Origin of the sequence: Microbacterium testaceum StLB037, from assembly GCF_900104345.1 — a bacterium.
Taxonomy (GTDB): Bacteria; Actinomycetota; Actinomycetes; order Actinomycetales; family Microbacteriaceae; genus Microbacterium; species Microbacterium testaceum_A.
In genome coordinates, this window is record NZ_FNJN01000004.1 from 348,962 (window position 1) to 364,901 (window position 15,940).

The following is a 15,940-nucleotide window of genomic DNA, read 5'->3' on the forward strand; positions in this document are numbered from 1 at the left end:
ATCGGCATCCGGGTCCGTTCGAGGTTCGCTCAGACCGTCGCGAGCGTCGACTGCCAGCCGAGGGCGGGAGCGACGTGCTTCGCGAAGTTCTCGACCAGGCGCAGGTTGAACTCCACACCCATCTGCGAGGGGATCGTGAGCATGAGCGTGTCGGCACTCATCACCGCGGCGTCGTTCTGCAGCTGCTCGACGAGCTTGTCGGGGGTGGCCGCGTACGTTTTGCCGAAGGTCGAGCGCATGCCGTCGATCACGCCGATCTGGTCGCTGCCGGCTGAGCCGCCGAAGTACATCTCGTCCTCGGCCGTCACGATCGGGAAGATGCTGCGGCTCACCGAGGTGCGCGGTTCGCCCTCGTGACCCGCCTCGCGCCACGCGGCGCGGAAGGCGTCGAGCTGCTGGGCCTGCAGGAGGTCGAACGGCGTTCCGTCGGCCTCGGTGAGCAGGGTCGATGACATGAGGTTCACGCCGAGGCGTCCGGCCCATTCGGCAGTCGCCGTGGTGCCGGCGCCCCACCAGATGCGCGTGCGCAGGCCCGGGGAGTGCGGCTCGATGCGCTGAAGACCGGTGCCTCCACCGAAGGGGCTCAGGGGGTCGCGCTCGGCGAGCCCCTCGCCGTCGATCGCGCGCAGGAACAGGTCGAAGTGCTCGCGGGCGATGTCGCCGCCGCGCGGGTCTTCGGAGCCGGTGTATCCGAACGCCTCGTAGCCACGGACAACCGTTTCGGGTGAGCCACGGCTCACGCCGAGGGCGAGTCGGTTACCGCTGATGAGGTCGACGGATGCCGCCTCTTCGGCGAGCATGAGCGGGTTCTCGTACCGCATGTCGATGACGCCGGTGCCGACCTCGATGCGCGAGGTGCGGGCGGCGATGGCGGCGAGCAGAGGCATGGGGGCGGCCTGCTGGCGGGCGAAGTGGTGCACGCGGAATGAGACGCCGTTGACCCCGAGGTCGTCCATGCCCTGGGCGAGGTCGATCGCCTGGAGCATCGAGTCGCCGGCGGTGAGCTGGCGGCCGCCGCCGAGGGGGCCGTAGTGGCCGAAGGAGAGTGTGCCGAAGGAGCGCATACCGGGTGCAACGCGACAGAGCGCGATCTATTCCCACGCATACACCGCGCACGACCCCGGACGCCGTGCAGGTGTGGAACCATTCAGGACATGGACGATGACGTGCGCGAGGAGCTGCGACTGCTCCGCGCGAGAGCGTACGGTCCCCACGCCGACATCGCCGACGACGCGACCGCCGTCGCGCGGCTGCGCGAGCTCGAGGATCTCGAACGGCAGGATCGCCTGCCACCCGCGCCGCGCGTGCCGTTGACCTCCGCGGCCGCCGCCGCCGGCTCACGGGCCGCTCTCGTCGCCCCCGACGACGATGAGGACGGCGACGACTACGAAGACGGCGACGACGGCGATCGCGACCGCCCCGCCCTCGTGGGATCGAAACGGCGGCTCTGGATCTGGGCGGCCTCTCTCGCGGTGGTCGCCGCCCTCGCCAGCGCGGCGACGGCGGCGAGCCTCACGGTCGTCCCCGTGACCGCCGCGGCGGGCGCTCCGCAGGTCGACACCCTCGTGCCCGCTCCCGACGCCGCGGTCCCCCCGGTCTTCGGCCAGCGCACCGGCGCGGAGCGCGCTTACGAGAACTACTACGGCGTCGCCGCCTTCACGGGCCGGGCTCCCACCGACGCGACCGACAACCGCAACCCCTGCCTCTACCTGCTCGACGCCGACGAGGTGGGTGCGGACGACACCCGCGGATTCCGCGGCAACTTCGTCTACGGAGGGTGCGGAGCCGGCGTCTTCCCGGCGACTGTGCAGTTCGTCGTCGCCGACGGCATGCCCGACGCGTTCGTGCAGCGGTTCCCGATCGGCACGAGCATGCAGTTCGTGTTCGACGGCGAGAACGTCGGCGTCTTCAGCGACCGCGGCTGACGCGCCCCCGGCTGACGCGCCCCGACGACGACGCCCGCCTCGCCGGCGGGAGGTTCGGCCCCGTCCGCGGGTTCGGGGGCTCCCCGCGGATGAGAGGCTGGGGGAGTGACCCCCCTCCTCGAGCACGTTCCCGTCGGCGCTGATCCGGATGCCGCGTACCTGGGCTTCGTCGAGTGGGCGAACTCCCGCGGCCTCACGCTCTACCCCGCGCAGGACGAGGCGGTCATCGAGATCGTCTCGGGTGCGAACGTAATCCTGTCGACCCCGACCGGCACGGGCAAGTCGCTCGTCGCGGTGGCCGCGCACGCGGCATCCCTCTCCCGGGGTGGACGCACGTACTACACCGCACCGATCAAGGCGCTGGTAAGCGAGAAGTTCTTCGCCCTCGTCGACATCTTCGGCGCCGAGAACGTCGGTATGGTCACGGGCGATTCGTCGGTCAACTCCGACGCCCCGATCATCTGCTGCACCGCCGAGATCCTCGCGAACCTCGCCCTGCGGCAAGGCGCCGACGCGAACGTGGACCAGGTCGTCATGGACGAGTTCCATTACTACGGCGAGGCCGACCGCGGCTGGGCCTGGCAGGTGCCGCTGCTGCTGCTCACGCGCGCGCAGTTCATCCTCATGTCGGCGACCCTGGGGGATGTCACCGACATCGCCGACGACCTCTCGCGTCGCACCGGTCGGCCCACCGCGCGGGTGACCGGCGTCGAGCGCCCCGTGCCGCTGCACTTCGAGTACGCGCGCACCCCCGTGCACGAGACGGTGCAGGAGCTGCTCGATACGAAACAGGCGCCTGTCTACGTCGTGCATTTCTCGCAGGCAGCGGCCATGGAGCGGGCGCAGGCTCTGTCGTCGATCCGGATCATCGGCCGCGAGCAGCGCGACGAGATCGCCGAGGCGATCGGCGGCTTCCGCTTCACGACCGGCTTCGGCAAGACGCTGTCGCGCTACGTGCGTGCGGGCATCGGCGTGCACCACGCCGGCATGTTGCCGAGGTATCGCAGGCTCGTGGAGACCCTTGCACAGCGGGGGCTGCTGCGTGTCATCTGCGGCACCGACACCCTCGGCGTCGGCATCAACGTGCCCATCCGCACGGTGCTCATGACCGCGCTGACCAAGTACGATGGCACCCGCATGCGCCAGCTCTCGGCGCGCGAGTTCCATCAGATCGCGGGGCGCGCGGGCCGGGCCGGCTACGACACCGCCGGAACCGTCGTCGTCATGGCACCCGACCACGAGATCGAGAACGCCGCGCAGATCCTCAAGGCCGGCGACGACCTCAAGAAGCAGAAGAAGATCGTGCGCAAAAAGGCGCCGCAGGGCTTCGTCAACTGGACCGAGCAGAGCTACGACCGCCTCGTCGCGGCCGAGCCCGAACCGCTGCAGCCGCAGATGAAGCTGAGCGCCGCGATGCTCATCAACGTCATCGCCCGCGGGGGCGACGTGTTCGGCAACATCCGCTCGCTCGTCTTCGACAACCACGAACCGCGCGCCCGCCAGTACGAGCTCGCGCGGCGGGCGATCGCGATCTTCCGCACCCTGGTTCAGGCCAGCGTGGTCGAGGTCGTCCCGCCCTCGCGTGAGGGGTCAGGAAGTGTCGCTTCGGATGGGGCTCGGGCGACAGATCGTGACCCCTCACGCATTCGGCTCACCGTCGACCTGCAGCCGAACTTCGCGCTCAATCAGCCGCTGTCGCCGTTCGCGCTCGCCGCGATCGAGATGCTCGACCCCGAGGTCGAGCTCGGGAGGGGGCCGGATGCCGTGCCCCCGGCGTCCTCGGTCGGCACCGGGCACTACGCGCTCGACGTCGTCAGCGTCATCGAGTCGACCCTCGACGACCCGCGCCCGATCCTGTCGCAGCAGCAGTTCCGCGCGCGCGGCGAAGCCGTCGCGGCGATGAAGCGCGACGGCATCGAGTACGACGAGCGCATGGAGCTGCTCGAAGAGATCACCTGGCCGAAGCCCCTCGACGAGCTGCTCGCGCAGGCGTACGAGGTGTTCGCCTCGAGCCAGCCGTGGATCCGCGACTTCGAGCTGTCGCCGAAGTCGGTCGTGCGCGACATGTACGAGCGCGCCTGCTCGTTCGGCGAGTACGTCTCGCTGTACCAGCTCGCGCGCAGCGAGGGCCTCGTGCTGCGCTACCTCAGCGACGCGTTCCGCGCGATCCGCCAGACCGTGCCGGTCGACGCGCAGACCCCCGACCTGCTCGATCTGATCGCGTGGCTCGGCGAGGTCGTGCGGCAGGTCGACTCGAGCCTCGTCGACGAGTGGGAGCAGCTCATCAACCCCGCGGACGACCCCACGGCCCCCGTGGTGCCTCCCGCTCCGCCGTCGATCCTCACCAACCGGCGCGCGTTCGGCGTGCTCGTGCGCAACGAGATGTTCCGCCGCGTGCAGCTCGCCGCCCTGCAGCGCGACGACGAGCTCGTCGAGCTCGACCCCGACGTCGACTGGCCGAGCGCCCTCGACAGCTACTTCGACGAGCACGACGAGATCGGCACCGGGGGAGCGGCGCGATCCTCCGCTCTCGTCGTCATCGACGAGTCGTCGGCCTCTGACGGCGTCTGGCGCGTCGAGCAGATCATCGACGACCCCGCCGGCGACCACGACTGGCGCATCCGCGCCGAGGTCGACCTCGCCGCCTCCGAGGAGCAGGGCACGGCGATCGTGCGCGTCACCGAGGTGCTGCGGCTCTGACGCCCTGGCCGCCCCTGTCGGAACCGGGGGCCCGCGAACGACGGATGCCGAGGCCCTGAGGCCCCGGCATCCGGTGTCTTCGTCGCGTCGTCGTCAGGACTTGCGGGCGACGCGGTTCTCCGCGCTGACCATCCACGACAGCTGCTCGAGGCGCTCGAGCACGCCGTGCAGGATGTCGGCGCTCGTGGGGTCTTCGTCGTCGACGTCGTCGTGCACGTCGCGCACCGTGCCGACGGTGACGTCGAGGCGCTCGGTGATGAGGTCGATGACCTCGGCGGTGTCGACCTCGCCCTGGGGGAACTCGGGCAGTGTCGTGGTCTCGGCGACGGTGTCGCTGCGGCCGTCGGGCAGAGCGTGCAGGGCACGCATGCGCTCGGCGATCTCGTCGCCGAATTCACGGGCGGCGTCGATGATCTCGTCGAGCTGCAGGTGGGTGTCGCGGAAGTTCTTGCCGACGACGTTCCAGTGGGCCTGCTTGCCCTGGATCGACAGCTCGATGAGGTCGACCAGCACGGCCTGGAGCGCGTCGGTCAGCTTCTCCGACGCCTGGAAGCCCTGTTCGGCGTTCTGCTCGTCGGTGGTCTCGGGACCGCTGCCTCCGCGCGCGGGGCGGCGACGGTTCTTGGTGGGGGCGTCCTTGGTGGTGGTGGACATGCGCGTTCCTTTCGCTGGCGGTCGATAGAGACGTTAGGCGCGGCATCAGAGGGGCGTCGGGGGGTTGCGAGGTCTGCGGAGGCGCGGTAACCGGGTGAATCACCGTCACCGAAAGTGGGTGATTCGCCGTTCTGGCGGGTGTTCGTTGGGCGGGGCCATCAGGTTCGGAGAGGGAACGTTCAGTTGCGTTCCGTCGAGAGGATCCGATGCGCTCCGTTACTCCTTTTCGTTCGCTGTCCGCCGTGACCGCTCTGCTGGTCGCCTTGGCTGTGGGGCCGGTGGTGGCGACGGCGATGCCGTCGCCGGCTCACGCGTCCGCGTCGGCGGATGCTGATCGCGACACCATCCCCGACGCTGTCGAGCGTGTGGTGTGCGGGTCGGCGACATGCGCCACGGGGGTGGAGGATCGCGATGGTGACGGGATCCCGGATGCCACTGAGGTTCCGGCCTGCGGTGACACCACGTGCGCCTCGCCGACTTCCGACAGAGACGACGACGGCATCCCCGACTACGCGGAGCGGCTCGTCTGCGGCTCCGACACCTGCTCGAACGCCAGGGAGGACGCCGACGGCGATCGGATCGGGGACTGGGTCGAGTTCGTCATCTGTGGCACGCGCACGTGCGCTGACGGGACGGAGGATTACGACGCCAACGGTGTCTCGGATGCCGCAGAGCTGGCCGCCTGTGTGAAGAGCGTGAACGATCTCGCCGTGACGGGCGGCGTCGTGGCGCTGTGGGTCGCCGTCGCCGCGGCGATTGCTCTGGCCGTGGGGGTCGCGCTGCGCACGCGTCGCCGCCGGGCGGGCACGGGGACGAGCGCGTGATCCGTCGCGCTGTAGCGGCCGTCGTCACGGCTGCGGTGGTCTTCGGTGGCGGCGCTGTCGCGGAGCCGCCCGCCACCGCGGCGGAGCTCGCGGCCGTGGCCCGGGCTGAGGTGCTGGAGCGCGTGCGTCAGGCGGCGTCGCCCGACGAAGCATCGACGGCGAACGTGAAGAAGCCGCGTTCGGAGACGCCGGCGCCGGCGGGTTCGGCCACTCTGGACCCCGGCGCCGCGTCCACCCTCCGTGCCGACCAGCTCGGTGTGAGCGCGGTCTTCTCCGGCCACGACGTCGACCGCCGCGTCACGCTCGAAGCCCGCCAACCCGCCGACGAGGCGATGGCGTTGCGCACCGCGGCGGCTGAGACGGCCGGCGCCGTCGTGTCGGATGTGGTCGAGATCACGGCGACGGATGCCGCCGGCGAGCGGCTCACCTCGTTCCCTGCGGAGTTGCGCGAGGTCCCTGACGATGAGTCCGCAGACGGACCCCCGGTGTACGACGTCACCCCGGGTATCTCGCTGACGCTCGCGGTCGATGCGGCCCGGGTCGCCGAGGCGGGGGTTGATCCCGCGACGCTGCAGATCTACACCCGTTCCGACCCGGGTGAGCCGTGGTCGCTGTTGCCGTCGTACTTCGACGCCGAGACGGGCACGGTGCGGGGCGAGTCGGATCACCTGTCGCAGTTCGTGGTGATCGGCATCCCGTTCGTTCCTGTCCCTGGTCCGCGGATCGTGCTGGACCCCGACAACGACGAGGGGTCGGTGCAGACGCCCGCGCCGGCGTCGGAGTTCCCGTACAACTGGGATCTCGTCGACCGCCTGCGCGGGATGCTCGAGGACCGGTGCCTCGCTCGGGTGACCGTGACGCGACCCGCGGGCGTGCGTTATGTCTCGCGCGACACCCGGGCACGGGTGGCCGAGGCGGCGAAGCCCGATGCGACCGTGGGCGTCGGTTTCAACACGTTCCGCGGCTTCGCGTGGGGCACCGAGCGGGAGGGCGGGACGCTGGCGTTCTCGCGGGGACGCGGCGGCGACAACGCTCTGGCGCAGTCGTTCGTCGACCAGATGCCGGCGTACACCGGGCGTCCGGCCAAGCGGGCGGCATCCACCAGGAACTTCCCTTTCGCGGAGTACGCGAACCTGCCGGGCGCGTACGCGCACGTCGAGGCGCTGTACCTCGACCACAACTTCGACCGGCCGGTGATCGATCACGGGTTCGGCAGCATCGTGGACGGGGCGTTCCGCTCTCTCGGTGGTTACCTCGAAACGCAGGGGTTCGACTGCTCCGACCCGGCGACCGGGGGGTGGCCTTCTCCTCCCTCGCAGGCGGAGCTCGCCCGCTGGCGGAACCTCGGCTACCAGAACCACCAGATCTACGGCGCCGACCCGGTGTCGTTTTCGACCGGCAACCTGGTGGAATCGTTCCCGTTGTTCGCGCTCAGCGGGCCGGGTGCGCAGGCGATCGAGGCGACCCTCGTCTACAACGCGCAGGACGGTCGCCTCTCACGGGTGGGGGCGGGGTGGTCGTTCAGCCTCGGCGCACGGGCGCAGCGCTTCTCCGACGGGTCCGTGCTGACCGTGCGCGGCGACGGCGCGTCGGACGTCTTCACCCCGGACGGGGCGGGCGGTTACACCTCGGCCGATGATCCCGACCTGACCCTCGTCGAGGCGGGGGCGGGGCGTCTGCGCCTCGCCGACCGTGAGGGCGCGTCGTGGGTGTTCGATGCGGCCGATATCGAGGGCATCGGAGAGCTCGTCAGCCACACCGACCCCTCGGGCGACACGACCACTCTCACCTACGGCGCCGCCGACCCGAACGTGCACCAGTTCGTGCCCCTGACCTCGGTGACCGATGCCGCGGGGCAGACGGTGACGCTGGAGAGCGATGGCGTCGGCCGCGTCACGGCGTTCCGCCTCCCCGACGGGCGCACGTGGCGCCTCGCGTACGACGGCGCAGGAAACCTCGCCTCGATCACCGACGCGACCGGCGGCACCCGCTCGTTCACGTACGACGCGGCGCATCGCATGCTCACCGCGACCGACGCTTCCGGTTCGACCTACCTCGTCAACGTCTACGACGACCAGGGCCGAGTGGTCTCTCAGCGCGACGCGGAGGGCACCGAGCGGCGCTTCGTCTACGAGGCGGGCCGCACCGTCTACACCGACAACGAGGGCCGGCAGAGCGTCTTCGGCTTCGACGACCGGTACCGCATCACCAGCGTCGAGAACCCGGCCGGGCAGGTCGCGCGGTGGGAGTTCGACGCGCGTGGCGACGTCACCTCGCACACCGACGAGGCGGGACGCACCACGCGGTACGTCTACGACGCGGCGGGCAATCTGGCGAGCGAGACGGATGCCGCGGGCCACGACACCCGGTACACCTCGACCCCCTCGGGTCAGGTGGCATCCCGAACCGACGCGCTCGGACGCACCTGGGCGTACACCTACGACGCGCGTGGCCTCGTCACGGGCGAGGACCGGCCCGATGGGACGACGACGCGGTACGAGTACACCCCCGGCGGCGACCTCTCGGCGGCGATCGCGCCGTCGGGGGCGAGGACCCGGTACGAGTACGACGCCCGCGGCAACCTCACCACGCTCATCGATCCGCTGGGGCATCGCACGACCTACGGGTACGACGCGAGCAACAGGCTGACAGCCGTGACCGATCCGCTCGGCGCTGTCACCACGTGGGAGTGGGATGCGGGCGACCGGATCGTCGCGACCGTCGACCCGACGGGCGCGCGCACCACGTTCACCTACGACCGGAACGACAACCTGACCTCGGCGACGGATGCCACCGGTGCCGTGACCCGGTACGAGTGGGACGCCCTGCTGCGCATGGTGAAAACCATCGCGGCGGACGGCGGCGAGACCCGGTACGCGTACGACCGCGAGGACAACCTCGTCTCGTCGACCGACCCCGAGGGCGCAACGACACAACTGCTGCTGGATGCCGCGTACCGCGAGACCGGCGTCGTCGACCCGAACGGCGGCCGCTGGGAGCAGGAGGTCGATGCCACCGGCATCCCGACCGCCGTCACCGATGCCGCTGGGGCGGTGACCTCTCTTGCCCTCGATGAGCTCGGACGAACCGTGAAGACCACCGATCCGACCGGTGTCTCGACGAGTGTGACGTACGACGAGGTCGGACGGGTGGCGACCGAGACCGACGCCGCCGGCGGGGTGACGGCCTACGCCTACGACGCACTGGATCGGGTGACGAAGGTCACCGATCCCGCCGGGTTCACCAGCGAGTTCGTCTACGACGTCGACGGCAACCTCGTCGGCACGATCGACCGCCTCGGCAACCCGACGCTGTTCGAAGTCGACGCGGCGGGCCAGGTGGTGGCGATGACGGATGCCACCGGCGCCGTCGAACACTACGAATACGACGCCGCCGGACAGATCACGGCGATCATCGACGCCGACGGCGGCCGAACGACGTTCACGTACGACGCCGCCGGTCGCACGACGAGCGTCACCGATCCGCTCGGTGCCGTGACCCGCACCACTTACGACGCGGTGGGTCGGGTCGTCGTCGAGACCGATCCGCTGGGGGCCGAGGCCCGCGTCGAATACGACTCCGTCGGTCGGGTGGTGCGCACCGTCGATGCGCTCGGTGCTGAGCAGCGGTTCGCCTACGACCGCGCCGGCCGCCGCACGAGCGCGACGAACGCGAACGGCGTCACGACCACGTACGCGTACGACGCGGTCGGCAACCTGACGACCGTGACCGAAGCCGCGGATGCCGCAGCTCCCGCCGACAGCGACACCAATGTCACCACGACATACACCTACAGCGCGACCGGCCTCTTGACCGGGATGACGGGACCGACCGGCGCCACGACGGGGTGGGAGTACGACGCGGCCGGTCGCCCCGTCGTCGAGAGGGGGCCCGCGGGCGAGAGGACCGAAACGGCGTACGACGCCGCCGGGCGGGTGCAGCGGGAGTCGAACGGGGTCGGTCTGATCGCCGCGTACCGCTACGACGCGCGCGGCGATATCGTCACTCTCACCCGCACTGACGGGGATGCCACGTTCGAATACGACGCTGAGCAGCGGCGCATCGCGATGACCGACCCCACCGGGGTGACCGGGTGGATCTACGACGAGGTCGGCCGCATGCGCGAGCAGCTCGACTCCAACGGGCAGAAGCTCACGCACGAGTACACCGCCACCGGTCTTACCGCGGCCACGACCCTGCCCGACGGCACGGTCACGCGGTTCGCGTACGACGCTGCGGGGCGCGCGACGACGCAGACCACTCCTTACGGTGAGGTCCACTACTCCTACGACGCGGTCGGCCGGCGTACGGGAATCGAGCGGCCGAACGGCGTCTCGACGTCGGTCGCGTACGACGCGGTCGGGCAGGTCACGCGGGTGTCGCATGCGACACCTCCAGCGGCCGATGGGTCTGCGCCCGCTTCGGCGACGACGGTTCCGGCGCTGAAGACGCAAGTCGATGGATGCCGCGGCGTCGGGGACTACCTCGACAAGCGGACGGTCCCCGCAGCGGGTTCCGCGAAGAAGTGCGTCAAGACCGCGGCCTACCTGGACCGGCGGACCCTGCCGTCTCCCGAGACGGCCGCGCCCGCTGGTGCGTCGCTGACGTACGACTACGCGTGGAACGCCGACGGGTCCGTCGCCACCGAAGCACGCACGATCACCGCCCCCGATGGGGCGATGGATGCCTCGGCCCAGTCCTACGACTATGACGACCTTGCGCGGCTGATCGAGTCGGCGACGGCCAGTGGCGAGACGTCGCGTTACGGGTATGACGCCGCCGGCAACCGGACGAGCTGGGCGACCGGCGACCGCGCTGTCACGGCGACGCTGGATGCCGCGGGTCGGGTGACCTCGACCTCGGAGGGCGCGAGCTACGCGTACGACGCGGCGGGGTCGAGGTCGTCGGCGGTGGTGGATGGGCGCTGGACGACGTTCGCGCACGACGCTGCCGGCCGGTTGACCGGTACTTCGACGCAGGACCGCTCGATCGCGTACGGCTACGACGGCCTGAACCGCCGCGTCGCGTCGAGCGACACGGAGGCGTTCGGCGCAGATGAGTCGACGCGGGCGTGGGACGGGCTGCTGCCGGTGGCGGGGGTGAGTTCTCGTCACGGGGCGTCGAGCCTCCTGCGGGACGCTGCCGGCGATGCGTTGGTGCAGTCGGGTGCGTCAGGGGTGTCGTGGCTGCTCGGCGACGCTCGCGACGTCACGGCGACGGCGTCGAGCGGGGGAGTGCTCGACGGCCTGGTGTCGTACGGCGACTTCGGTGGTGCGACTTTCGCAACGTCGGGGTGGGATGCCGCCGTCGGCTACGACGGTCAGCCCGGTGACGTTAGCCTCGGCCTCGACGAGTACTTCGCGCGCTCGTACGACCCGGGGGTGGGGTCGTGGTTGGAGGCGGATTCGTGGCGCGGCGAGCTCGGTGACCCGCAGTCGCTGAACCGGTACGCGTACGTGACGAACTCGCCGGTGTCGTATGCGGATGCGTTCGGGTTTGCGCGGACGCGTGTGGGTGGCGGTTCGGGTTCGCGGCAGACGGCGTATCGGAGTGAGGCGCGGAACGAGGAGATCCGGTTCCGCAATCGCGTCAACGCCCACCGAACCACGATCGGACAGCCCCCGGTCCAGACCCTGGGGACGTCGAACGGGCGGTTCGGCGGCCCGGTACCCAAGGGCACGGTGCATCAGCCGCGGTCACGATCCGGCGGACTGCAATCGCTGCGGCACATCCAGACCGTCCGCGGTTGCGGGCCGGTGGACTGGAGCTGTCGCGGCAGCCAACGCGATCGGGCTGCCATCGCGTCGAGTAGAGGAGGATCGACCGGCTCCAAGGCGCCCGCACTGAACGCGGTTCTTCGCCTCTTCGGAGCGGTGGGCGGCGCACAGATATTACCGTTCTCAGTGAACGCTACGGACTTGATGCAAAAGATTCCTGAACTACGGCAAGTTGCAAACCTGCCAATGAGCGGGATAGGTGTGCTGGTTGCCTCTGCTCACGGAGTGCGGTCATGTGCGTATGCGCCAAACGGCCTACTGATCTGTCAAGCTTCGAGCAATCCCGGGGGTGGAGGCACGACGTTCGGGGACGTTTTTGTGACCACGAAGCGAATACAAGATGTAATAGCCGACAAGGACCTGCTCGATCACGAAGTGCGTCATTCCGAACAATGGGCCGGGTGGGGTGCGGTTCGTTTTGGGGTCTATTACATAGGATCTGCGGGAGTTTCGCAGGCTCTCACCGGGAACACCGGATGTCTGAACTATTTCGAACTCGAAGCTGGATTGAAGGAGGGGAACTATGACCAAATTTGTCGAAAGAAATGAAATGCTTCGTAATGGGATGCGCGTGTTGGCGTCGCTCGTTGCAATTGCCAGTCTGGGAAGTACCCTAACCTCTTGTCTATGGAGCTCGAACAATTCTTTCCCAATTTTTGCGACAGAGGGTAGAGGCGGGCTGGAGTTCGTGTGGTGCGGGTCTGAAATAGGGCCTTACAGATATATTTCAGTCCACCATCGCAGCAGTTTGTCGGAGGACGGGGAAGATGAGATCGTGTCCGCTTACGGAAGTTTTTCTCTGCACAATCGTGAAGCCTTTTCCCTTCGAACGGGTCCAAGTGGGCTGGATTTTCAAGGCAAAGAATTCGAGATAGGCGACGGCAGTCTGATCTTTATCTACTTCGGAGATTCCGCAAGCGAGTTGACGGGGCCGAATCCGCAGTTCACAGTGTCATCCAAGGCGCAGATATCGAACGGAAACTGGCTGTCTCCCACTGGTGTTGTGACACAGGCACCATGCTCGTGACCTTGAGCGGACCCTTTGCGCCCCTCAAGGAGACTTTGGTGTGGGAGGAGATGGCTCGGTGATCTGTCGCACTGGTCCGAGTGACGCGCGAGATGGCGACCGCGCAGTAACCGCGACGCTGGACGCGGCGGGTCGGGTGACCGCCACGTCGGACGGCGCAATCTACGCGTACGACGCCGCGGGCTCGAGGTCGTCGGCGACGGTGGACGGGCGGCGGACCACGTTCGCGCACGACGCCGCCGGCCGGCTGACCGGCACCTCGACGCCGGGCCGCTCCACCACCTATGCCTACGACGGCCTGAACCGCCGCGTCGGGTCGAGCGACACCGAGGCGTTCGTCGGGGGGGGGGGGGGGGGGCGGGGGGGGGGGGGGGGGGGGGGGGGGGGGGGGGGGGGGGGGGGGGGGGGGGGGGGGGCATCAAGTCTTCTGCGGGATGCCGCTGGAGTGCTGACTTTATTCCAAAATCAGGACCGCGAATAACAATCAGATTGCCAGGAGAGTGACCATGCAAGGTCTAGCAAGGTTCGCCGAAAATCAGGATGAATTTGACTTGGTGCGTGCCAAAATTGCAAAGCTTTGTGTTTCGAGTCCGAGCTTGCCGACGTGGCCATTCCGGGATAGCGGAAACGCCTATACTTACGACTTTCTAACAGCCCTATCCCCAGAGTTTGGCGCGGTGCTGCAATCTATTGCATCGGAGGCGGGGGATGAAAATATCGCGATACTCGGATGGGGACGCGATGAAGCAATTCAATATTTCGGTGTCTACCCAGCGTTCTCTATTAGCGTCGAAGGTTTAGAGGATGCGTACAAAGTGGCCATGCGCCTCAATCGAAAAAATAGCGCGGGACAGTACAACGTACCGGACGTTATGTTTGAGGGGATCGCGATTGTTGGCGACTCGGAGTCCTGGTGCCTCTATGGCGACCGCGATTGGGACGTAGTGCTCATCTGGTCGAGGTTCCCGCTTGACCTCGAATCTCAGGCCGTCACGCCAATGACTTTTGAGGACTTTCTCAGCCCGCTTCGCCCGAGCGGCCCTGGCAACGATCATTCAATCTGGCGGCAACTGTATGCTAACGTGCGCGCGAACTCCTGGAACGCTTGAGGTGGAATTCACATGGGGCGAACGGGAACTCGACGGCGGGCGAGACGAGCTGACACGTGTTCGAGTAGGCGATTGCATGCCCATGTAGGCCGCCATCAGCAGAAATGACCTGCAATTAAGGCGGACAGGAGTGGACAAATATGTTGGTGAGATGCACCAGCACTTCTCGAGTGTTACTTCCGACTTGGCGTGAACTCGCACCGTATGACCAAACCACTTTCCCGATAACCGAGGGTCGATCCTACTCGGTGCTTGGAATGCAGTTCACCACGGACTCTGTAGAGTACCTCATCCACACGGACACCTTTTACCCCAGCTTTGTTCCAGCAGTTCAGTTTTCGGTAGAGAACCCCCGAATACCTGAGTGGTGGGTATATCGATTCCTGGGCTACCCCTCGGAAAATTTGTACTGGATGCCCATCGCGGAGTGGGGCTATCCAGAAATGGTATTGGAGGACGGGCACTGTGAAGCTGTAATTGACCGAGATCCTCGAGCGCTCGCGATTTACACAAATTATCTCAACGCGTCTCGAAGGTTCGATGGCGAGGGCCTCGCGAGGGGAGAGTGATCCGACTTGCCCGAGGTTGACCACAGAATTCCGAAATCGCGTGGAGAGTGTTACGAGTATGACGACCTCGCGCGGCTGACCGATTCGGCGACGGCCGGTGGCGAGACGTCTCGCTACGGGTACGACGCCGCGGGTAATCGCACGGGGTGGGCGCCCGGTGACCGCGCCGTGACGGCAACGCTGGATACGGCGGGGCGGGTGACCTCCACCTCGGATGGCGCGCGCTACACGTACGATGCTGCGGGGTCGATGTGGTCGGCGGTCGTGGACGGGCAGCGGACGACCTTCGCGCATGACGCCGACGGTCGGCTGACCGGGACCTCGACGCAGGACCGCGTCAACGCGTACGCCTATGACGGGTTGGCCCGCCGCGTCGGGTCGAGCGACACCGAGGCATTCGGGACGGACGAGTGGACGTGGGCGTGGGATGGGCTGCTACCTATTGCGGGTTCGAGCTCTCGCCACGGGGCATCAAGTCTTCTGCGGGACGCTGCCGGTGACGCGTTGGTGCAGTCGGGTGCGTCAGGGGTGTCGTGGCTGCTCGGCGACGCTCGCGACGTCACGGCGACGGCGTCGAGTGTCGGATGGCGAAAAACGGTCTCATTGTGTGCGTCTCGGATACGAACCCGGCTGGAGGCGGGACTGCTTTCGGAGACGTATTTGTGACGGACAGAAGTTTTTCCAGAGTTTTAGCGGATGATGACCTGCTTTCGCACGAGATGCGACATTCCGAGCAGTGGGCAGGATGGGGCAATGTCGGGTTTCTTGCCGCCTACGGTTCTTCTCTCGCAACATCAACGCTATTTTCGGGAAGTTACGCCTGTCTGAACTATTTCGAGATTGATGCCGGGCTGGAGGAAGGGGGGTAAGGACGTGTATGCAAATCGTAGATTTCGTGCCGGAGCGCGCGGGATAGCCACTGCTCTGCTGCTAACAAGTCTGGCGGCGGTGGTTGGTTGTGTTCCCAGTAGGCCGAACGACCTCCCGCTTCAACTGAGTATCCAATCCGGCGAAGTCGTATTCCGCTGGTGCGGTGACGCAATATCAGACGTTGAGAGGATCGAGATCGACTATGCGACCTTCCGCCCTCGGCGTGTGGATAACACCGCGGCAACGGTGGAGGGCCTTTTTGTGCTCTCCCCGGGAGTGCAATTCTCCTTCAGTCAACCTCCAGCCGGGGCTATCTCTCATGAATTGCACCCAGTTCCATTAGACGGTGGCCGTATCCTGATATTTGTATTCATCAGCGTTTCTGACCCTTCGGTGTACGTGCCAAGCGCGTCCTACGATATCGCGGACCCTGGACTGTCTCCTGGGACCTGGATTTGGCCAGACGGTAGCGCGGCCTCACCCCG

Annotated in this window: 10 protein-coding genes; 8 read left to right on the forward strand and 2 right to left on the reverse strand. The window is 67.5% G+C overall.

Annotation, left to right across the window (positions count from 1 at the left end; all coding sequences use genetic code 11):
* Positions 1-29: 29 nt before the first annotated feature.
* On the reverse strand, positions 30-1,064 hold the full coding sequence (locus tag BLS25_RS10810) for an LLM class flavin-dependent oxidoreductase (RefSeq protein WP_056230183.1): 1,035 nt from the start codon (positions 1,062-1,064) through the stop codon (positions 30-32).
* Between the two features lie 90 nt (positions 1,065-1,154).
* On the opposite strand from BLS25_RS10810, the gene BLS25_RS10815 reads away from it, so the two are divergent.
* Entirely contained in the window at positions 1,155-1,925 is a 771-nt protein-coding gene (locus BLS25_RS10815; RefSeq protein WP_074695619.1) for a hypothetical protein, read from the forward strand.
* Positions 1,926-2,030: 105 nt separating this feature from the next.
* Complete coding sequence (locus tag BLS25_RS10820; RefSeq protein ID WP_074695621.1) at positions 2,031-4,625, forward strand: DEAD/DEAH box helicase; 2,595 nt, start codon at positions 2,031-2,033, stop codon at positions 4,623-4,625.
* Between the two features lie 93 nt (positions 4,626-4,718).
* Here the strand turns inward: BLS25_RS10820 and BLS25_RS10825 are convergent, their stop codons facing one another.
* Positions 4,719-5,279: a Dps family protein gene (locus BLS25_RS10825; RefSeq protein WP_074695623.1), complete on the reverse strand. Its 561-nt coding sequence runs from the start codon at positions 5,277-5,279 to the stop codon at positions 4,719-4,721.
* A 242-nt stretch (positions 5,280-5,521) separates the two neighbouring features.
* On the opposite strand from BLS25_RS10825, the gene BLS25_RS17175 reads away from it, so the two are divergent.
* The 6 genes from BLS25_RS17175 (at position 5,522) to BLS25_RS10850 (ending at position 15,251) form a co-directional block, all read left to right on the forward strand.
* Positions 5,522-6,103 carry a hypothetical protein gene (locus BLS25_RS17175; protein ID WP_256335576.1) on the forward strand — a complete coding sequence of 194 codons (582 nt, stop codon included), beginning with the start codon at positions 5,522-5,524 and terminating at the stop codon, positions 6,101-6,103.
* Positions 6,100-12,429 carry an RHS repeat-associated core domain-containing protein gene (locus tag BLS25_RS10835; RefSeq protein ID WP_074695625.1) on the forward strand — a complete coding sequence of 2,110 codons (6,330 nt, stop codon included), beginning with the start codon at positions 6,100-6,102 and terminating at the stop codon, positions 12,427-12,429. The genes BLS25_RS17175 and BLS25_RS10835 overlap by 4 nt, the downstream gene beginning before the upstream one ends.
* Positions 12,404-12,907, forward strand: coding sequence for a hypothetical protein (locus BLS25_RS16650; protein WP_143017907.1), 504 nt, complete (start codon positions 12,404-12,406; stop codon positions 12,905-12,907). Before BLS25_RS10835 ends, BLS25_RS16650 begins: the two co-directional genes overlap by 26 nt.
* 506 nt (positions 12,908-13,413) lie before the next feature.
* A complete protein-coding gene (locus tag BLS25_RS16655; protein ID WP_143017908.1) occupies positions 13,414-14,016 on the forward strand; it encodes a hypothetical protein in 603 nt (200 codons plus the stop codon).
* Between the two features lie 257 nt (positions 14,017-14,273).
* Entirely contained in the window at positions 14,274-14,585 is a 312-nt protein-coding gene (locus tag BLS25_RS16660; protein ID WP_143017909.1) for a hypothetical protein, read from the forward strand.
* 6 nt (positions 14,586-14,591) lie between these two features.
* Positions 14,592-15,251: an RHS repeat domain-containing protein gene (locus BLS25_RS10850; RefSeq protein WP_074695629.1), complete on the forward strand. Its 660-nt coding sequence runs from the start codon at positions 14,592-14,594 to the stop codon at positions 15,249-15,251.
* Positions 15,252-15,940: the final 689 nt, after the last annotated feature.